Here is a 20,318-nt window from a genome sequence, read left to right on the forward strand (position 1 = left end):
CGCGGGGTCCCCGGCACGGCGCGGCGCATGACTCGGGGGAAGGGGGCGCGCCGAGGTGCCCGACGCGCGGCTCGTGGTCGTCGGGCGCGCGGGCCGCGTGGCGCGCGAGGTGTCCTCACCCGGGACCGCCCGCTGGACGCGCGTCGAACCCGGGACGTCGTCACGGCGCTGCTGCGTCCGGGCGGGCGGTTGGGAGCCTGCAGGCTGCGGGCTCCGCGACGGCTGGTCGGCCCGCGTCGGTCGGCGGGACGGGGTGCCGACGGTGTCGTCACCGTCGGGGCGGCGCCGGGGACCACCGGTGCGCGCGCCCGGGCCGACGACGATCGGCGCAGCCTCGTCCCCGTCGCCCCCGGGACGCGGGCCCTGCGGCGGGCGGAAGCTGGGCGGGCGCTCAGGCACTGCCGCAGCCGGTGTTGTCTTCGGCGCTGAACGGGTCCACACCGGCCTTCTTCGGCTCGGAGGTCGTGGTCGGCTCGGAGGTCGGCGTGGTGGGCTCCTCGGTGCCTTCGGTCCCCGCACCCTCGGTGCCCTCGCCACCATCGGCCGGATCCGTGACCGCGGGCTCGTCGACCGGGACGATCGGCTCGTCGGCGGCCATGCGCGCCCAGATGTCGTCGGCCTCGTCGGTCCACACGACGCGCGCGGCGTTGCCGGGTGCGGCGCCGAACGGGATCGTCATGAACGTGATGTTGCCACTCGGCACGCTGCGCAGGCTGTAGGCGAGCCCGGCCATGTCGGGGATGTTCGCGAGACTGCTGCTCACGGTGAGCGAGCGCGTCGTCGCGTTGAGGAAGCGGATGAGCTCGGGCACGTCCGTGAGCACGTTCTTCTGCAGCACCGTGCGCGCCGTCGCCGCGAGGAGCTCCTGCTGACGTCCGATGCGGCCGGTGTCCGAGCCGTCGCCCAGGCCCTCGCCCGTCCGGGCACGTGCGAAGGCGAGCGCGGTGCGTCCGTCGAGCACGTGCTCGCCCGCGGTGATGTCGAGCTTGGCCTTGCGCGAGCGCATGTCCTGCGGGATGCACATGGGCACGCCGCCGATCGCGTCGACCATGTCGATGAAGCCGGACATGTCGACCACCACGAAGTGGTGGATGCGCACGCCGGTGATCTGCTCGACGGTGCGCTGGGTGCAGGCTGCGGCGTCGGTCACCGAGCCGTTCTGACCACCGGTCTGGAAGGCGGCGTTGAACATCGTGTTCGGCTGCGGGCCCGACGACGAGCCGTCCGAGCGCTCGCACTCGGGGATGTCGACCAGCGAGTCGCGCGGGATCGAGACGAGCTCGACGCGGCTGCGGTCGGCCGAGACGTGCATGACGATCGTGGTGTCCGAGCGCTGACCGGCGACCTCGTCGGAGGCCACGGAGTCGTTGCCCTCGCGCGTGTCCGAGCCCATCACGAGGATGTTGACCGGGGTACCGGCGTTCGGGTCGTCCGGGTCGGGCGTCGGCTCGGGCGGGCGCTCGGCCCCGAGCAGGTGCTCGACGTCCGCGGACTCGATGTTCCCCTGCAGGCGTGCGTAGGCGGTCGCGGCGCTCGTGCCGCCGAAGGCGACGACGGCGGTCAGCGCGAGGGCCGCGGTGCGCATCACGGGGTGACGCCGCGGCGAGTGGGCGTGGCGCGCGGGCGACCGGCGCAGCGCCCGCCGGGAGACGGCATGGCGGGGGCTCATGATCGGCGAGCATATTCGTGCGACGGCCACGGTTGGCGGAGCCACGGCAGCGGAGCCGTGGAGGACTCGTGCAGGTCGCCGCAGTGGCGCGCCGGTCGGGTCGGGGCCCACGTCCGGACGGCTGCGGACGACTGGGTACGATGACCGGGATGTCCGCCCCTCCCGCCGACCGTTCGTCGTCCGCCCGTCCGAGCGACAGGGCCGAGGCTCTCCCGGGCGTCTCCGTGATCCTGCCGGTGCGCGACGAGGAGAAGCACCTCGCGGCCGCCGTCGGGCAGGTGCTCGCCCAGGACTACGCGGGGCCCTACGAGGTCGTCGTCGCTGTCGGTCCGAGCGCGGACCGCACGCGCGAGATCGCCGACGCGCTCGCGGCGTCGGACCCCCGGGTCACCGTCGTGGACAACCCGACGGGACGCACGCCTGCGGCCCTCAACGCCGCGATCGCCGTCGCGCGGCACGACGTCCTCGTCCGGGTCGACGGGCACAGCGAGATCGACGACGACTACGTGACCAGGGCTGTCGACGTGCTGCGGACGACGGGCGCCGCCAACGTCGGTGGGCGCATGCTGCCCGTGGGCGTGACACCCTTCGAGCAGGCGGTCGCTCGTGCGATGAGCAGCCGCCTCGGCATCGGCTCGGAGCGGTTCCACACGGGTGGTCGCGCGGGCCCGGCGGCGACGGTCTACCTCGGCGTCTTCCGACGCGACGCCCTCGAGGGCGTGGGCGGCTTCGACGAGTCCTACCTGCGCGCCCAGGACTGGGAGCTGAACCACCGCCTGCGGGCGTCCGGCGAGACGGTCTGGTTCGACCCGACGCTCGGTGTGACGTACCGGCCGCGCGGGTCGTGGCGCGCCCTGGCGCGTCAGTTCCACCGCACCGGCCAGTGGCGTCGGCACGTCGTCAGGACGTATCCCGAGACGGCGAGCCCGCGCTACCTCGCCCCGCCGCTCGCTGTCGTCGGAGTCGTCGCAGGTGCGGTGATCGCCCTCGTCGGTGCCGCGACCGGCGCACGCGTCGCGCTCGTGGCCGGCACCCTGCCGCTCGGTTACGCGGCAGCCGTCGGGATCGGCTCCGTCCCGGTGGGCCGTGGGGCCTCCTGGCGTACGCGCGGATGGCTCCCGCTCGTGATCGGCACCATGCACATGGCGTGGGGGACGGGTTTCCTGCGCGGGGTCTCCGGGGAGGACGCACGCGTGGCGAGCGCAGGCCACTATCCTGGGTCGGCTCGCGCCCCGGGCGAGCGAACCCCTACCCGTCCTGCGACGGAGGACTGAGCACTTCATGGCCCACGACACGACTCCCGACTGGGACGCCGAGCTGCAGGTCTACGAGCCGCACAAGGCAGGACTGCCGCGGTTCGGGCCCTACTTCCGCGACCTCGTCGACAGGCTGCCGTTCGCGGCCGAGTTCTCCCGGTCCGGCATCCGCGCGGCGAACACGCAGACGGTGTTCGGCCAGCTGTGGCTCGTGCTGAACCCGCTGCTCCTCGCGTGCGTCTACTACATCCTCGTGGCGATCCTGACGCGCCGCGGCGGGATGGAGTTCCTCGCGCACATCGTCGGTGGCCTGTTCGTCTACTACTTCGTCTCCAACAGCATCAGCACGGGAGCGTCCTCCGTGACAGGCGGTGGGCGGCTCATCATGAACATGGCGTTCCCGCGGCTGCTGATGCCGATGGCCGCCGTGCGCACGGCCTTCTTCCGCTTCCTGCCGACCGTGCCGGTCTACCTGCTCATCCACACGCTGGGTGGTGGCGTCTGGTCGCCGACGATGCTGCTGGGCCTCGTGTTCCTCGGGATGCTGGTGGTGTTCGGGATCGGGATGGCCGCCTTCGTCGCGGCGCTCCAGGTGTACTTCCGCGACACGTCGAGCTTCCTGCCGTACTTCCTGCGCATCTGGCTCTACCTCTCGCCGGTGCTCTGGTACCCCCAGGACGCCCCGGAGAGGTTCGCCGACCTCATGGTGCTCAACCCCCTGTACTCGATGATCGGCGGTTGGACCGAGACCACCCTGCAGGGCGTGGTGCCGCCCGTCGAGATGTGGGTGGCCGGCTCCCTGTGGGCCGTCGTCGCGCTCGTCGCGGGGTCCCTGTTCTTCATGTCGAGGGAGCGTGATTTCGCTGTCCGCCTCTGATCCGACCACGACGGCGGGTGCGCCCGCCGGCCCCCGCCGGCCGCAGCAGACCCCGGCGCCGGGTGAGCCGCCGACGGTCAGCGTCCAGGACGTCTCGATCGTCTACCGGACGACGTTCGAGAAGGTGCCGACGTTCAAGAGCGCGATCGTCCGGCTGGGCCGCGGCGAGCGCGCTGTGCGCGAGGTCGACGCCCTGCAGAACGTGTCGTTCGACGTGCCGAGGGGGACGTCCCTGGGGATCATCGGCGCCAACGGTGCCGGCAAGTCGACCCTCATGCGCGCGATCGCCGGAGTGCTCCCGCCCACCAAGGGGCGCATCGAGGTGCGCGGCAAGATCAGCGCGCTGCTCGCGCTCGGCGTCGGCTTCAACGGCCAGCTCTCGGGCCGCGAGAACGTCGTCCTCGGCGGGCTCGCCGCCGGGCTCAGCCGGGAGCAGGTCGAGGAGCGTGCCGAGCAGATCGCCGAGTTCGCCGAGATCGGCGAGTTCATGGACCTGCCGATGCGCACCTACTCCTCCGGGATGTACCAGCGGCTCGCGTTCTCGGTGTCCGTGCACATGGACCCGGACATCCTGCTCATCGACGAGGCGCTCTCGGCGGGCGATGCCAGCTTCAAGGAGAAGGCGACCGCCAAGATGGACGAGCTCATGGCCTCGGCACGCGCCATGTTCCTCGTGAGCCACTCCCTCGGCAGCATCAAGTCCTTGTGCGACGACGCGATCTGGATCCACAAGGGCAAGCTGATGATGCACGACACGCCCGAGCGCTGCATCGCGGCGTACACCAAGTTCCTCAAGGTGGGAGAGAACGCCTTCACCTTCGAGGACCTCTGAGCCGGATGCCGCCCGCCAGGCCTGACGTCAGCATCGTGACGTCGGGGCACGACGTGGCCGACGCACGGCTCCATCGGGAGGTCGCCGCGCTGAGGCGTGCCGGGCTCGACGTGGAGGTCCTCGGGCTCGGTGCGGTGGCCGACGGTCCGCCGGGGTCGACGACCCGCACCTGGCCTCGCGTGCGTGGCCTGGCCAGGGCGAGGCTCGCCCTCACGCTCCCGTGGCGCGCGTGTGGAAAGGTGCTCCTGGCACTCGACCCGGACACCGCGGTGACCACGCTGCTTCGACGCGGTCCACGAGGGTCGGGGCGCCGGTGCGCTGTAGTGGCCGACGTGCACGAGGACTACGAGCTCGTCCTGCGCGACCGTGCCTGGGCCGCGGGGCCCCGGGCGCTCGGTGGGCGGCTCTGGGCGCGCCTGGGCTCGGCTGCGGCACGACGAGCCGACCTGCTTGTCGTCGCCGACCACCACCTGATGTCGGGTGTCGCCGGGCGGCTGGTCCTCCGCAACGTGCCCGACCTGACGATGCTGCCCGCGCCGGGAGAGCGAGAGCCACGGCCCCGCGCGGTGTACGTCGGTGACCTCCGTGCGAGTCGTGGGCTCTTCGCGATGCTGGACGCCGTCGCAGCGGCTCCGGACTGGAGCCTGGACCTCGTGGGCCCGGTGGCGGTCGCCGACGAAGAGGCGTTCGCCGCCAGGCTCGCGTCGCCCGAGCTGCGCGGGCGTGTGCGCATGCACGGTCGCCGGCCTCCGGAGGAGGCCTGGCGTCTGGCGCGCGGGGCGTGGGTGGGGCTGTTGCTGCTCGACGACACGCCGGCCTTCCGCGAGGCGATGCCCAGCAAGCTGTACGAGTACCTCGCGTGCGGTCTCGCCGTCGTGACCACCGATCTTCCTCGCCCTGCGGCGCTGGTCCGCGAGTCGGGGGCCGGCGTGGTGGTTCGTGATGCCGCGCACGCGGCCACCGTCCTGACCGGCTGGTCGGAGGACACCGACGACCTCGTGGCGCGGCGTGACGCGGCTCGTGCGGCCGCTGCCGACCTCACGGCGGGCCAGGACGAGCTCGACACCTTCGCGGCGGAGGTCGCGCGCCTCGCGGCACGCGTCCGCGGGTGACGACCGGGATCAGGCGGGGAGGTCCCGGAGCGCCCTGAGCGCCGCGGGCACCCCGGTCACAGCGGGTGTGCTCGCGGGTAGGCGCCGCGCGGCCCGCCACACGGTCTCGATCGCGGCCGCGTCGCCGGCGACCACGACGGCCGCCGAGTCGAGCGCGTCGCGTGCCGCCGGGTCGCGCTGGGCGGCACGGGCGAGCGTCGCCGCCGCCGTGCGGCGCAGGGCGATCCGCAGCGCGAGGCGTGCGAGCCGCACGGGTCGCGGTGCGCTCGACCGCTGCTGGGGCCGGTCGCCGAGCACGTGGACCGGTGCGTGGTCCAGCTCGAGCGGGTCGTGCGTGAGGACCACGACCGAGGCGCCCGCGGCTTCGAGGCTCGCGACGGACTCGGCGACGTCGGCCGGGTCGGGCGAGGGCCGTCCGAGGACGAGGACGACGGCGCGGCTCACCGGGCCACCGCCGTACGGAGCGCGGCGATGCGTGGCGTGAGCTGGCGATCCCTGCGGAACGCCGCGGCGAACTCCAACGCCGCGGTGCGCGACGCGTCGTCGTCGTCCACGACGGCTCGTGCGGCCTCGGCGAGCGCGGCGGCCACGTCCTCGGGGGCCAGGCTGCGCGCGGGGAACCACAGGGGGTAGCCCTCGAGCACCTGGCTCGCGGCGTTCCCGGGGTCGTGCACCGACACGATGGGCCTGCCCGTCGACAGGTACTCGAACACCTTGCCGCTGGTCACGTACCGGCCGGCACCGAGGGCGAGCACGAGCGCGTCGACGTGCGCGTAGAACTCGGCGACGGCGGCCTTGCGCACCGGCCCCGCGTAGCTCGCGCCCACGTCGGCCGCGGCCGCGATCGCCTCACGCATCTCCGGACGAGGCACGGCGAAGTAGCCCAGGTACCCCCCGATCTCGAGGGTCGAGCCCGCGGGGACGGAGCCGTCGGAGACCGCCGCGCGCCATCCCGCGAGGAGCTCGCTGAGGGGGACCTTCGGGGTCACGGTCCCGAGGTAGCCGAACCGGACGCCCGCTGTGCTCGGCTCGGGCCCCTCGGGGGAGGCCGGCGCGTGCGCCATCGCGTCGGTCAGGCCGGGATCCCAACCGTTGGCGACGACGTGCATCCGCGACGCCGCGCCGGGGTGCTCCTGCGCGTGCCACTGCCGGATCGGCTCGTTGACGAACCACACCTCGCGGGCGTCGGCGACGAGACCACGTTCGGTCCGCGCCTGCCGGCTCCGGGGGCCGTGCAGCCGACGGCCCGAGAAGACGTCGAGCACCCAGGCGTCGCGGTAGTCCATCACGTAGGGAACGCCGTGCTCGCGGTGCAGGGCCCGCGCCGCCTCGAAGGTGACGTGCGGGTTCGCCGTCGAGATCACGAGGTCCACGGGGTCGGTGCGGTGCACCTCGCGGGCGGCACGGACGAGGTCCCGCCGCCACGGCCCGTAGCCCGCCTCGGGGAAGTCGCGCATGTCCGCCCAACGTCGTAGCCGCCGCCACAGGGGCGGGAGGACGACGCGCAGACGGCTGTAGGTCCGGACGTCGGTCTCCTGCGCGGGCCACGTGAACGGCACGCGGTGCACGTCCACCTCGGGGTCGACGAGGTCCTCGAGAGAGTCGTCCGTGCCCGTGTAGCGCTCGTAGGCCTCGCGTGTGGTCGTGAGCACCGTGACGCGCCAGCCCGCCGCGCGGAACGCGTTCGCGGTCGCCAGTGCGCGGTAGACGCCCGCCGCACGGCAGGGAGGGAAGGCCCAGGCCACGTAGAGCAGGTGAGGTCGCGTGGTCATGGGTCCTTCGCAGGTCGGTGGGGTGGGCCCGCCAAAGGCGCGCACGCCTCACTACGATACCGGGGACGAGTCCACGACCGAGGAGGTGCGCGATGGGTGCGCGAGGACGCGCGCGCACTGCCCTCGGTGCCGTCGTCGGGCCCGCCCTCGACCGGCGACACCTGCTCCCCGAGCCCCTCGACCGGGCCGTGGACGCCGTTCGTTGGGCCGGCCCGGTGCGCCACGGCCTGGAGGACCGTGCGCTCCCGTCCGCGACGCGCGGCGACGGCGCCCTGCTCGTGGCACCCGCGAACTTCGCCGGGCAGGGGTGGGAGTGGGCGCGCGCGTACGAGCGGGCGACCGGCCGGCCCGCTGCCGCCTGGATGATCACCGCCGACCCCGTGTTCGCCTACCAGGCGGATCACAGCACGGGGCTCGAGGTGCAGCGTGCCTCTCGCGCGTGGCAGCGCCGTCAGCTCGAGCGGGTGCTCTCGACGTTCGACGCCGTCGTGCTCGAGGCCGGGCGACCACTCTTCGGGTCCCTGTTCGGGTTCGACGCCCGGCGGGAGGCCGACGCACTGCGTTCCGCAGGCCTCGACGTCGCCGTCCTCTGGCACGGCACCGACATCCGGCTCCCGAGCGAGCACGCGGCGACGCACCCGCTCTCCCCGTACGGGACAGCGCCCCTGCTCCGACGCAGCCGGAGGCTCGAGTCCGTCGCGCGGCGCAACCGGCGGCGGATGCGTGGCTTCGCAGGCACCGTGCTCGTCTCGACCCCGGACCTGCTCGCGGCCGTCCCGGGATCGCAGTGGTGCCCCGTCGTCGTCGACACGGAGTCGTGGGCCAGCACTGCTCCCGTGCTCGAGCGTGTGCGGCCCGTCGTGGTGCACGTCCCGAGCAACCCCCTGCTCAAGGGGACCGACCTCGTCCGCCCCCACCTGCAGCGGCTCCACGACGCCGGCGTGGTCGAGTACCGCGAGGCCGCCGGCCTCACGTCGGCCGAGGTGCGGCAGCTGTACCGGGAGGCGGACGTCGTGCTCGACCAGTTCCGGCTCGGCATCTACGGCGTGGCGGCATGCGAGGCCATGGCGGCGGGCAGGGTCGTGCTCTCGAGCGTCGACACCTCGGTGCGGGACGAGGTGCACGCCCGCACCGGTCACGAGCTGCCGGTCGTCGAGACGCCGGCGGCGCAGCTGACGGATCGCCTGACCGAGCTCCTGGCGGACCGCGACGGTGCCCGCCGCCGCGCGGCGGCCGGGGTCGGGTTCGTCGCCGCGGTCCATGACGGCCGACGTTCCGCGGCCGAGCTCGCCGCCCTCGTCGGGACGGGCCCCACGTCGGCACCACCGAGCTGACCTAGACTCGCCGCGGCGCCGCGCGTCCCGCGTGCGGTCCGCTCCCGACCTGTGCGAAGGAGGCGGCGTGCCCCAACCCACGCTCGTCGTGGTCACCCCGTGGTACCCCAGCGACGACGCTCCGTACCACGGTGTGTTCGTCCAGGAGGCGGTCGCGGCGCTGCGCCGGCCGGTCGAGGACGTCCTCGTCGTCCACCTGAACAACGTGGCCCCGGCCGACGCCGGGGCGCCCCGCCGCTTCACGACCGGCATCGCCGAGGTGCTCCGGATCGACGTGCCCGTGCCGGCCCGCACCTCACGTGCGGACACGGCGCGCGCGCAACGGCGCGCCCTCCTCGAGCACCGGCCGCGCGAGCTCGACGAGGTCCCGGTGGTGCACGCCCACGTAGGGATGCCGACCGGCTGGGCGGTGGCCGGCGTGCTGCCCGCGTCCACGCGCCTGGTCACGACCGAGCACGCCACCTACCTGCCGACGATCCTCCGCACACCCGTCGGCGAACGGATGTACGGCGAGCTCCTCGCCCGGACCGACCGTCTGCTGACGGTGGGGGAGAAGGAAGCACGCGACCTGCGCACGCAGTTCCCGGCGCACGCCGCGAAGGTCTTCGCCGCGGGCAACCCCGTGGACCAGGACCGGTTCGCGCTGCGCCCCGCGCCACCCGCGAGGCTCGACCGCTGGGTCTACGTGGGCAACCTGATCCCGCGCAAGGGGGTGGACCGCCTCGTCCGGGCGTTCGCGCTGTGGTCGGCCGGGAGGGCGACGGACGACGCGACGCTCACGCTCGTCGGCACGGGGCCGCAGGAGGCCGAGCTGCGCGGGCTCGCCGCCGAGGTGGGCGTGGGCGACCAGGTGCGATGGCCGGGAGCCGTCGCCCCGGACGACCTCCCGGGCGTCTTCGCCGACGCGGACGTGCTGCTGCACCTCTCCTCGCACGAGACGTTCGGGCTGACCGTCGTGGAGGCCGCGATGACCGGTCTGCCCGTCGTCGTGACACGGTGCGGCGGCCCCACGGAGACGCTCTCCGACGCCGAGCAGCGCGGGTTGGTCAGGTTCGTGGACGTCGCGCCGGAGCCGGCCGACGTCGTCCGAGCCGTGCGCGAGCTCGAGCGCAGCGCGCCCGGGGCCGACGCGGCGGGGGTCCGCGAGGTGCTGGTCGCCCGGCACGGAGCTCGTGCGTTCGCCGAGAGGCTCGAGCGCGCCCTCGACGGGCGGCCGCCGTCGGAGCCACCCGCGCCCGGGGCGCGGACGGTCGTGGGTGTCGCGCTCTCGCCCTACGCGTCCGCGCGGCTGGTCGGGCTGCTCCAGGAGGTCGTCCGGAGCGGCGGGCGGGCGGTCCTGGTGACGTCCCAGCGCGGTGACGCCGTCGCGACCGATCGTCGGATCGAGGTCGTGGACCTGGCTCCGCACCTCACGCTGCTGCCGCACCACGCCCTGCCGGACCTGGTGCTCAGGGTGCTCCCTGCAGCGCTCCTGCGGGCCGCGCGGAGCGTCTGCTCACTCGTCGCGTCGGTGCCCGGGCCCCCGCGCCGGATCGCGACGCGCGGGGTCCACGCGCTCAGTGCCGTGCTCGCGAAGCATGCGCAGATGTCCAGGGACGTCCACGCCGGCCTCCTGCACCCCGTGCAGGCTCGGATCGATCGGGATCACGTGACGCGTCACGCGATGAGAAGGCGAGCAGGTGAGCTCACTGCGCTGAGAGCAGATCTCGTCGTGGCCCCCGACGACGCCTCCCGCGGGCTCGGGTCCCGGATCGCGCACACGCGGGCCACCGCCAGGCTCGCCCGGACCCCTTCGGACGCCGCGGTGCGGTCGGCCGTCGTACCCGCGGGAGGAGCTCATGCCCGGGGTGAGGAGCCGGGCTGAACGTGCGTCCTCACATGTCCGCGTACAGGGCCCGGATCTGCTCGGCCTGGTTCTCCCAGGAGAGCTCGGCGCGGAGGTCGTCGCGGGCCGCGTTCTTCCGGTAGCGATCCTCGTCCGCCATCACGGCGCGTACGGCCCTGGCGAAGTCCGCCGGGTCCTCGGGCCGGAAGGGCTCGCCCACGCCGTGGTCGCGGACGAACTGTCCCATCAGGCGAACGTCGCTGACCACGACCGGCAGCCCGGCGAAGAGGTAGTCGAAGAGCTTGTTGGGAAGCGCCATCTCGTGGTTGGCCAGTCCGCCGATCATCGGATGGACCCCGATGTCCGCCGTCGACAGGAAGCTGATGATCTCGTCCGTCGCGACGGGCTCGACGAGGTGCACGCGGTCCGCGACCCCGAGCGTCTGGGCGTAGTCGCTCAGGGCGAGAGCCCCGCGGTAGTGGGCGTTCGGGACGCACACCACCGCGAGGTGTGCGTCCGGGACGTCGGCGAGGCCTTCGATCGCCGTGCGGATCCCCCGCTTCGCGCTGAGGACTCCCGAGTAGGCGAGGAGGGTCGTCGAGGGGGGAAGCCCGCACGCCGTACGGATGTCCGACGCGGCAGGCGCCTGGCCGGAGTTCGTCGGGGTGTTCAGCACGACGGACGGTCGCCGCTCGAGGCCGTAGCGTTGCTGGATCGCATCGGCGATCGGTTCACTCACGGTGATCACGTCGTCGACGTAGGGCATGAACTCGGCCTCGAGCGCCTTCCACGCGGCCTCGAGCGCGGGCGTCGGGGCCGAGGTTCCGGCGATGTACTCGTGGGCGTCGTAGACGAGACGGACCCGCTTGCCCTGGCTCAGCAGTCGCTGCTTCGCGAGCGCGCCGGCCTCGAGCAGGTGGACGTCGTGGATGTGGATCACGTCCGGCTCGGAGCGCCACAGGGGTTTGGTGAACGTGAGGGTCAGGTCTCCGATGTTCGGCAGCGCCCGGCGCCAGTCCACCCTTCCCCGCTGACGCCCGGCGTGGTCAGCCTGCTGGGCCTGCGTCCTGCGCACGTGCTCGCGGTAGAGGCGCCCCCGCACGCGGGCGAGCATCGCGGACGAGCGGGCCAGCGCCCGATGCACGGGTGAGCGCCGCGCAGCGCGTTCGCTGCGCAAGGTCGAGCGGAGGAGCGCGGCCTGCATCTCCTTGCGGTCCCGGAACCCGATCAGGAACGGCCGGGAGCGACTCCCGTCCTTCCCCCGCCTCGCAGCGTCGTCCCGCAGCAGGTACGGGACGTGCAGCCCGGTGGTCCTGACGGCGCCGAGGGTCGCATCCCCGGCGTCAGCGGCGTTCAGGCAGCCGAAGACGAGGGTGACGTCGTGCCCCGCATCGGCGACCGCGAGCGCGGTCTTCTTGACCCGGGCGTCTCGCTCGATCTCGCTGGCGACCGCCATCACCACCCTGTGGCGGGTGACGGGCGTGTGCTCGGCCAAGGTCATGCGTCCTCCGGGGAGACTCGTCGGATGTCGAGGGCGTCCGGGCGCCAGGCCTCGGCGGGAAGCTCCCCGAGCAGGTCGGTGTAGAGCGTTCGGATCGTCTCGGCCTGAGCCGACCACGAGAACCGGCGTCGAAGGGCGCCGTCCTGGGCGATGCGGGCAGAGAGGCGGGGGTGGTCGGCGAGCACGGACTGCACGGCGCGCGCCAAGGCGTCGGCGTCACCCGCGGGATAGACCGCCCCGAGGTCGAGCTCGCGCACCAGGTCGGCCTGCGCGGGGGTGTCGCTCGTGACGATCGGGACGCCGGCCGTGAGGTACTCGCAGAACTTGTTCGTGACCGCGACGTCGTGGTTGGGCGCGTGCAGCAACGTGGAGAGGCCGAGTGTGACCGTGGAGAAGTAGCGGGTGACGAGCTCGGGCGGCACGAACGGCGCGAGGTGGACGCGATCGGCGACCCCCAGGGCCTCGGCCTGGCTGAGGAGCGCCTCGACCACGTGGTTGCGCCGGTGGATGACGACGGCGAGGTGCACTCCTGGGAGCGCGGGGAGGGCGGCGACGGCCGTGTCCACCCCCCGGGCTGCGTTGACCCCTCCGCCGTACACCATCAGCGGGACGTCGTCGGCGAGCCCGACGACCTCGCGCACGGTGCGGAAGCCCGGGGGCGGCGCGGCCACCGTCGGTGCGTTGAGCACGACGGTGGGGGACGAGTGCATGTGGTGGTCGGCCTCCAGGAGCGCGGCGAGGGGCTCCGACACCGTGACCACGCGGTCGACCTCGCCGATGTACTCGCGCTCGATGTCGCAGTAGGCCGCGACGGTGCGGGCCGGCACGACGGCGAGGCCGGGGATGTACTCGTGCGCGTCGTACACGAGCCGCACCTGGCGCCCGGCGTCCCGAGCGCGGCGCACGGACTCAGCGGCGACCCCGAGCATGAACACGTCGTGCACGTGGATCACGTCCGGTTCCAGTTCGTCGAGGAGAGCGCCGATCACCCGCTCGTCCTCGGCCACGACGGGGAGCTCCTCGCGCCAGCGGACGCGGTGGCGAGTGCTGCGGTACCGCGCGATCTCGGCTGCGCGGCGCCTCTCGCCGTCCCCGAGCTCCTCCGGGCGAGGTCGCGGCCGTCGCTCGACGACGGCGCGGCTCACGCGCAGCCACACGCGCGCGAGCAGGACCGCCGAGCGCAGGGCCGTACGACGGACCCCGCGTCGGCGGGCCGCCGTCGACCGCCATCGCCTGACGGTGGCCCGGGCCTCAGCCAGGGCGGTGTCGCTTCCCGGAGCGGCAAGGACCGTGGTCAGCGCACGACGTCGGGCGGGCGACGTAGGCCGCGCCGGCGGAGTGGGGACGGAGCGAATGAGGACGGTGACCCCGCCGAGGGTGAGGTCACGATCACCGCCCCGACGGGTCACCCCCACGGCGTAGGTGTCGAGGCCCCACCGGTCCATCGTCGCGAGGTACTTCAGCACGCGGGCGTCGGGGAGGACCTCGTTGCCGGGCACGTGGACGACGCGGGGCCTTGGCGCGTTCATGCCGCTCCCAGGAAGTCGGCGAGCTGGCGCGCAGCCAGACGCCCGTCATGCACCGATCCGACGAACGCGGGGCCCGAGCGGCCGGACACCCGGGCGGCCTCACGGTCGGCCAGGAGCCCACGCAGGACGCGCTCGAGGTCGGCCGGTCCCGCCTGTACCACCGGGAGATCGAGTCCCGAGAGCGAGCGGACACGCGCGCGCACCTCGTCGGTCACGTTGCCCACCACGACCTTCCCCGCGGCGAGGGCCTCGCACGCGGCCACCCCGTAGCTGCCGAGACCGAACTGGTCGAGGACGATGTCCGCGGACCGGTAGACCGAGGGCATCTCCTGCGCGAGGACGCCCTCGACGCGTCGGTAGCTGAGGAGCCCCTCTGCCTCGAGCTGCGCGAGCACGGGCTCGACGAGCGCAGTCCCCTTGAGCCTCGAGTGGCTCGGCGCGTGGACCACGACAGGGACCTGCCGCTCGAGGAGGGGTGAGGTGTCGTGCCACTTCGCGAGGTCGACGGTCACGGGACACCACGTCGCGAAAGGGACGTCGTCCAGCAGATCGGGTGTCGAGACGAAGACGGGGCCGTCGAAGGCAGCGAGCCTGCCGAGGTTGGTCGCCGCCACCGACTCGAGGACGTCGAGCCCTTCCCACGATCTGTCGTTGAACGGCGACCACGTGTGACGCGTCGCGTGGCGGCTCGGCAGTCGCACGTCGCTCCCGTGGGCGAGCATCGCGACACGGATCCCGCGCTCCGCGAGTGCGCGAGCCTCAAGGAACGGGTCGAGGCCGTGGAGGCGCCCGAACAACGGCCGCTCGGCCTCGAACACGACGTGAGTGAACTGCTCGCTGACGAGCTCGAAGAACTCGCGCTGCCAGACGACGTTGTGATGGAAGGCCTGCGGGGCGACGCGGTAGTCCACGGCGAACCCGAAACCGCGCGTCTCGAGCGCGTAGGACAGCGCGCCGGTGCCGGGCACGTGCTGCTCGACCGCGCGCGCCCAGTGCCAGCCCTGACCTGCGTAGTTCGTGGGCCCGATCAGGACGCGGCGCTCGCCCGCGGGCGGGACCGGGAGCGCCTGGGGCGGCGGCGGAGGGGGCGGAACGCGTCGCGGGCGTCCGACGAGGGCACGGACCCAACGGTCGGGTACCCGACGGCGGAGCCCGTCGAGGAGCCTCACGAGGGGCGTGGGCAGTGCCGTGCGCCGGGACCACACCCACCGCGCCGGGCGCACGAGAAGTCGACGAGCGACCTTCACCGTGCGGCTGCGTGCGAGCGTGGCCCGAGGCCGCTCAGTCATCTTCTCCGGAACCCCTCGTCGTGATCGTGCGAGTGCGGGCAACCGGGGGTGCGCCCCGGTCATCGTAACGGCGCCACGTCGACTCCCGCCGTGCGGGGGTCCGCGTCGGCGCCTGGACGCAGGGGACCTGACCGGCTCGCCCCCCTATATCCGTTCTGTGCTCGCCTCGCAAGACGAGAATCGGAGTGGCATGCGGTCGATCGCGCCCGCATCCCGCATCATGGCTGCGACCCGTGTCTACCACTGGAGCTCCGATGTCCCACATGCGCGCCTGGGCGGCAGCCTCGCTCGCGGCCGTGATGCTGATCCCTGTCGGGTCGGCGTCCGCGGCCACCGTCACCGACCCGGAGCAGGAGGACAGCAGGCTCGTCGGGGAAGGCGGCGCCGACCCTGCCAGCACCGCGCCCGGGTCGGAGGGCGACGGGACGGCTGCCTCGCCCGCCCCCGGCACCGCGGGCGGCGCCGCCGACCCGGGCACCGCCCCCGCGGTCCCGTCCGACGAGATCTCGACGCCCCCGGTCGACCCACCGGCCGAGGAGGCGCGACCGCCGGCGAGTGGCGCGTCGGGTGAGGTCCGGGGGCCGACCGATGGTGAGCACCTCGAGCTCCCCCTGACCGGTGTGGCCCCCGATGGCCTCGCCGAGGAAGGGGCGCGTGACCCTGCGACCGGGCCGGAGGCGGAGGCGCTCGCAGCAGCAGTAGACCCCCGTGCACCCGCGACGGCGATGCTGAGGAGCTCCGCTCCGACGCTCCTCGCCCTGACGCCCGCTCTGGACACCACTGCGGCCGACGTCACCGTGGTCGGCGCGAGCTGGACGTCGACCGGGGCGCAGGTGCGCGTGGACGTACGCCAGCTCGGAGAGGACGGTTGGGGGGACTGGGAGGCGCTGGCGGTGGACGACCAGGTCGAGAACGGTGGCCGCCCCGGCTCCGAGCCCTACGTCGTCGCCGACGGTGCGCAGATCCAGGTGCGGCTGGTGTCGGACGACGGCCTCGTGCCCGAGGACGCGCGCCTCGACCTCTTCGGCAGCGACGTGGTGGCGGCGGACACCGCGGGCACGGGAGGCTTCGGCTCGACCGTGCCGGCATCAGCGGCGACCGCCGCCGAACCGAGCCTCGCACAGGAGCCCGTGACGGCGGGGGGCCTGACGAGTGCGGTCTCGGCACCCACGCCGCGCATCTACTCGCGCAGCACCTGGGGGGCCGCGGCCCCCGCGGGCGGCATGGACATCGGCGAGGTGCGAGGCGTCACCGTCCACCACACGGCCGGGACCAACACGTACTCGTCGTCCCAGGTGCCGGCCGTGCTGCGCGGGATCCAGAACTTCCACGTCACGGGTCGCGGTTGGTCCGACATCGGGTACAACTTCCTCGTCGACAGGTTCGGGCGTCTGTGGGAGGGCCGCGCGGGCGGCATCCTCAACACGACGAAGGGGATCCACGCCGCGGCGTTCAACGGTGTCACGTCCGGGATCTCGGTCATGGGCAACTTCGACCAGGTGGGCGTCTCGTCCACCATCCGGAACTCCTTGGCGCGACTGATCGCCTGGAAGCTCGCCGTCCACGGCGTCGGCGCGAGCGGGACCATGGTGTACAACGGCACCTCGTACCCGGTGATCGTGGGGCACCGGGACGTCCCGGGCACGTCGACCGCGTGCCCGGGCCGTTATCTCTACTCGGCCCTTCCCACGCTCCGCGCGGCGGCGGCTCAGCTCCAGAGCTATCCGCGGTCCTCGATCGACCACGACCTGACGGGTGACGGGCGGGCCGACGTGCTCGCGTGGGGCGCGACGTCGGACGTGCTCACGGCTGATCCCATCCCGGTCGCGAGCGGCAAGCGGATCGGCAACGGCTGGTCGATGATGGACGTCCTCGTGGGGAGCCCGCCCCTGCGCGCGGGTCGGGCGCCCGACCTGCTGGCGCGCGAGTCGTCGACGGGCCGCATGTGGGTCTACCACGGCGACGGGCGAGGTGGATTCGCCGGGCGGACGGCCTGGGGCAAGGGCTGGAACGCGATGTCGTCGATCATCGCGCCGGGGGACTGGGACGGGGACGGGCGGGCCGACGTGCTCGCCGTGGAGCGCGCCACCGGACTCCTCTACCTCTACCGCGGCGATGGGCTCGGCAACGTGCGTGCGCGTGTCCGCATCGGCAACGGGTGGAACACCATCAAGCACTTCGCCGGGGCGCGCGACTTCGACGGGGACGGCAACGTGGACCTGGTCGCGCTCGTCGAGAACACGGGAGAGCTCCGGCTCTACCCGGGTGACGGTCGCGGCGGATTCGGGCGGATGCACTCGCTGGGCAACGGCTGGTCCGGCTACGACACGGTGCTCGGCGCCGGTGACGTGACCGGGGACGGGGTCGGCGACCTCGTCCTGCGGAACGCCTCGAACGGCACGATGACCACGGCGTCCGGCAAGGGCACGGGGTGGCTCGCGGGGATCCAGCACTGGGGAACGGGATGGAACTCGCGTGACCTCATCAGCATGGGCTGGAACTGGAACGGCCCCGGGCGGAGCGTGCTGATCGCGTCGGACACGGCCAACGGCCTGCTCTACGGCTACCAGGTGTCCACCGCGAGCCGCTTCAACGTCGTGGGCGGAGGAGGTCCGGACCTCAGCCGGGCCAAGGACGTCGTCGTCGTCGGAGACGTCACCGGTAGCGGACGGGCGAGCGTCGTGGTGCGAGACACGGCCGGGTACCTCAACCTGCACACCCCCTCGGCCGCCGGCGTGCTCGGCGCAGGTACGCGGATCGGGAACGGGTGGGCCGACTGGTCCCAGGTGGCGGCCGCCGGCGACTTCGACCACGACGGCACCCCGGACCTCCTCGGCGTCGACTCGGGAGGCCGGGTCTGGGTCTACCCGTTCCGCGCCGACGGCAGCGGGCGACTCCTGAGCTCGGAGCGCTTCCAGATCGGCAAGGGCTTCGGGAGCTACCGGGTGCTCGGTGTCGGGGGCTGGAAGCGGTGGTCGGGCTCCGACGTCATCGCGGTGCACCGCCGCACGGGCGAGATGCGCCTGTTCACGGGGCACGCGCGTGGCGGACTCAGTGGTGGGACCTTGATCGGCACGGGTTGGCAAGGGATGTCCGAGATCGTGGCGCTCGGGGACGCCACAGGTAGCGGGAACACCGACCTCTTCGCGCGCTCCGCGGTCGACGGACGCGCCTGGATCTACCCCGCGGACGGGCTCGGCGGCTTCGGCCAGCGTCGCGAGGTCACGGGGATCCCCGTCGCCAGCCTGGGCAAGGGCATGTCGTGAGGCTGCGCCGACCGGTACGCGGCCTCCCGCTCGTCCTCGCCCTCGCCCTCGGGGCCGGCGTCGTCGCGCCCGCGGCGCCAGCGAGCGCGGCTCGGGTCCTCGAGATCGACGGCCGTGGGTACGGGCACGGCCGTGGGATGTCCCAGCACGGCGCCCAGGGACGGGCGAAGGCGGGCCTGACGTACACCCAGATCATCGCCGCCTACTACCCGGGGACGAGCCTCGGGACGATCTCGGACTCGACGTCGATGCGCGTCTGGATCCAGGGCGACGACGACGGCGTGACGACGGTCCGTGCCGAGAACGGCCTCTCCTTGCGGACCACGGCAGGGACGGTGGCACTCCCGACGGCGGTCGCCGGTCACGCTCCGTCGACGTGGCGCATCAGGCTCTCGTCGACCACCCTCGTCCTCGAGGCCTACGCCGGGGGCGCGTGGAGGACCCACGGGACCGCCGCACTCACCGAGGCCCTCGCGGGGCAGTCGGGCGCGACGCTCCAGGCGGCGGACGGCACGCTCGAGCTCCTTCTCGGCTCCACGTACCGGGACTACCGCGGGACGGTCTCCGCGACACGCGTGACGAGCGGTGGCGCGACGACGCTGCGCACCGTGGTCACCTCCTCGACCGGCGACTACCTCCGTTCGGTCGTCCCCGCCGAGATGCCTGCGAGCTGGCATGCGCAGGCGCTCAGGTCACAGGCCGTGGCGGCGCGCACCTACGCGTCGTGGGACCGCGACGTGAACGTCAACGCGTCGTGGTACGACACGTGCGACACGACGAGCTGCCAGGTCTACAAGGGGAGGGAGGACCGTCGCGAGGACGGCACCCTCATCCGCTCCTACGAGCAGGCCGCGACGGACGCGGCGGTCGCCGCGACCGCCGGTCGCGTCGTGCTGTCCGGGGGTCGCCCGGCCTTCACGCAGTTCAGCGCGTCCAACGGGGGGCACTCCGCCGCCGGCTCCCAGGCGTACCTCGCTGCGGCGCCGGACCCCTACGACGGCTACGCACCCTGGAAGGTCCAGCTCGCCGGGACGACGATCTCCGCGCGGTACCCCGCGATCGGCACGTTCACCTCGATCAACGTGCTCGCACGTGACGGAGAGGGCCCGTGGGGAGGGCGTGTCGAGAACGTACGGATCAACGGCACACTCGGTTCGGTGACCGTGACCGGGAGCGCCTTCCGGTCCGCCTTCGGTCTCCGGTCGACGCTGTGGGTGGCGAACACCACGACCGGTGCCGCGGAGGACACCCAGCGGGACTGGACGGGCGACGGCCTGGCCGACCTGATCGGGCGCGGACCGGACGGCAAGCTCTGGCTCTACCGCGGGAAGGGTGACGGCGGGTTCTGGCAGCGCCTCCAGATCGGCAAGGGCTGGCAGACGATGGACATGATGACCCGGATCCACGGCTTCGGAGGCACCGACGCCCCGGAGATCGTGACCACCAGCCACGACGGCAGGCTGTACCTGTACCCCGGCGACGGGAAGGGTGGCTTCACCACCCGCGTGCAGCTCGGTCACGGGTGGCACGTCTTCGACACGCTCATCGGGGTCGAGGGGTGGCACCGGGACGGGGCGCCCGGCATCATCGCCCGGGACGCTGCCGGCTCGTTGCTGCTCTACCCCGGAGACGGACGCGGACGGTTCGAGCCGAAGCGTGTGATCGGTGCACGTTGGGAGTCGATGGACGTGATCCTCTCGGCGGGAGACTGGGACGGGGACGGGGAGCCCGACCTGATCACGCGGCACGAGCCGACGGGCGACCTGTACCTCTACCCGGGGACCGGGTCGGGTGGGTTCCGCGCCGCGGCCAGGATCGGCAACGGCTGGGGTGCGATGGACGCCATCGTGGGCGGGGCCGACTGGGACGGGGACGACAGGTACGACCTGATCGCTCGCGAGGAGGCGACCGGGAAGCTGTGGCTGTACCGCGGCGACGGGCAGGGCGGCTTCTTCCCGCGGGTGCAGGTCGGGAACGGCTGGACCGGCTTCAGCATCGTCAACTGAGCCGTCTGCCCGCCAGGCGGACGGGCACTCGAGGTGGTGGGCGGTGCCGC

The 20,318-nt window shown here is 73.3% G+C and carries 14 protein-coding genes; 8 read left to right on the top strand and 6 right to left on the bottom strand.

All coding sequences use genetic code 11. The annotated features are described in order from the left end of the window. Positions 1–391 precede the first annotated feature (391 nt). Positions 392–1,669, bottom strand: coding sequence for an LCP family protein (locus tag GXB85_RS10190; protein WP_237728166.1), 1,278 nt, complete (start codon positions 1,667–1,669; stop codon positions 392–394). Between the two features lie 149 nt (positions 1,670–1,818). On the opposite strand from GXB85_RS10190, the gene GXB85_RS10195 reads away from it, so the two are divergent. From GXB85_RS10195 to GXB85_RS18230, 4 genes are all read left to right on the top strand, one after another. Continuing rightward, on the top strand, positions 1,819–2,943 hold the full coding sequence (locus GXB85_RS10195) for a glycosyltransferase family 2 protein (protein WP_161917552.1): 1,125 nt from the start codon (positions 1,819–1,821) through the stop codon (positions 2,941–2,943). A 7-nt stretch (positions 2,944–2,950) separates the two neighbouring features. Next, complete coding sequence (locus tag GXB85_RS10200) at positions 2,951–3,802, top strand: ABC transporter permease (RefSeq protein WP_161917553.1); 852 nt, start codon at positions 2,951–2,953, stop codon at positions 3,800–3,802. Continuing rightward, the gene (locus GXB85_RS10205) at positions 3,780–4,634 is read left to right on the top strand and encodes an ABC transporter ATP-binding protein (RefSeq protein WP_370524150.1); all 855 of its coding nucleotides are present in this window, start codon (positions 3,780–3,782) and stop codon (positions 4,632–4,634) included. Before GXB85_RS10200 ends, GXB85_RS10205 begins: the two co-directional genes overlap by 23 nt. 332 nt (positions 4,635–4,966) lie before the next feature. Further along, positions 4,967–5,746: a glycosyltransferase gene (locus tag GXB85_RS18230; protein ID WP_370524151.1), complete on the top strand. Its 780-nt coding sequence runs from the start codon at positions 4,967–4,969 to the stop codon at positions 5,744–5,746. A gap of 9 nt (positions 5,747–5,755) precedes the next feature. Here the strand turns inward: GXB85_RS18230 and GXB85_RS10215 are convergent, their stop codons facing one another. Beyond that, the gene (locus tag GXB85_RS10215; protein ID WP_161917555.1) at positions 5,756–6,190 is read right to left on the bottom strand and encodes a hypothetical protein; all 435 of its coding nucleotides are present in this window, start codon (positions 6,188–6,190) and stop codon (positions 5,756–5,758) included. Then, the gene (locus GXB85_RS10220) at positions 6,187–7,518 is read right to left on the bottom strand and encodes a glycosyltransferase family 4 protein (RefSeq protein ID WP_161917556.1); all 1,332 of its coding nucleotides are present in this window, start codon (positions 7,516–7,518) and stop codon (positions 6,187–6,189) included. Before GXB85_RS10220 ends, GXB85_RS10215 begins: the two co-directional genes overlap by 4 nt. Positions 7,519–7,610: 92 nt before the next feature. Here GXB85_RS10220 and GXB85_RS10225 point away from each other — a divergent pair, with 92 nt between their 5' ends. Together GXB85_RS10225 and GXB85_RS10230 are read left to right on the top strand one after the other, a co-directional pair. Beyond that, positions 7,611–8,852 (top strand): glycosyltransferase family 4 protein, encoded by a 1,242-nt coding sequence (locus GXB85_RS10225; RefSeq protein WP_161917557.1) that lies wholly within the window; start codon positions 7,611–7,613, stop codon positions 8,850–8,852. A 67-nt stretch (positions 8,853–8,919) separates the two neighbouring features. After that, positions 8,920–10,716, top strand: a complete 1,797-nt coding sequence (locus GXB85_RS10230) for a glycosyltransferase (protein ID WP_161917558.1) — start codon at positions 8,920–8,922, stop codon at positions 10,714–10,716. A 10-nt stretch (positions 10,717–10,726) separates the two neighbouring features. On the opposite strand, the gene GXB85_RS10235 is transcribed toward GXB85_RS10230, so the two are convergent. From GXB85_RS10235 to GXB85_RS10245, 3 genes are read right to left on the bottom strand one after another with little or no spacing between them, the layout of a single operon-like run. Beyond that, on the bottom strand, positions 10,727–12,178 hold the full coding sequence (locus GXB85_RS10235) for a glycosyltransferase family 4 protein (protein WP_161917559.1): 1,452 nt from the start codon (positions 12,176–12,178) through the stop codon (positions 10,727–10,729). Continuing rightward, a complete protein-coding gene (locus GXB85_RS10240) occupies positions 12,175–13,707 on the bottom strand; it encodes a glycosyltransferase family 4 protein (protein WP_161917560.1) in 1,533 nt (510 codons plus the stop codon). The genes GXB85_RS10235 and GXB85_RS10240 overlap by 4 nt, the downstream gene beginning before the upstream one ends. Then, positions 13,704–14,996, bottom strand: coding sequence for a glycosyltransferase family 4 protein (locus GXB85_RS10245; RefSeq protein WP_161917561.1), 1,293 nt, complete (start codon positions 14,994–14,996; stop codon positions 13,704–13,706). Before GXB85_RS10245 ends, GXB85_RS10240 begins: the two co-directional genes overlap by 4 nt. Before the next feature lie 254 nt (positions 14,997–15,250). Here GXB85_RS10245 and GXB85_RS10250 point away from each other — a divergent pair, with 254 nt between their 5' ends. Further along, the gene (locus GXB85_RS10250) at positions 15,251–18,262 is read left to right on the top strand and encodes an FG-GAP-like repeat-containing protein (protein ID WP_161917562.1); all 3,012 of its coding nucleotides are present in this window, start codon (positions 15,251–15,253) and stop codon (positions 18,260–18,262) included. Further along, positions 18,259–20,268 (top strand): SpoIID/LytB domain-containing protein, encoded by a 2,010-nt coding sequence (locus tag GXB85_RS10255; protein ID WP_161917563.1) that lies wholly within the window; start codon positions 18,259–18,261, stop codon positions 20,266–20,268. Before GXB85_RS10250 ends, GXB85_RS10255 begins: the two co-directional genes overlap by 4 nt. The last annotated feature ends 50 nt before the right edge of the window (positions 20,269–20,318 follow it).

The organism is Cellulomonas sp. APG4 (assembly GCF_009996735.1).
Classification (GTDB): Bacteria; Actinomycetota; Actinomycetes; order Actinomycetales; family Cellulomonadaceae; genus Actinotalea.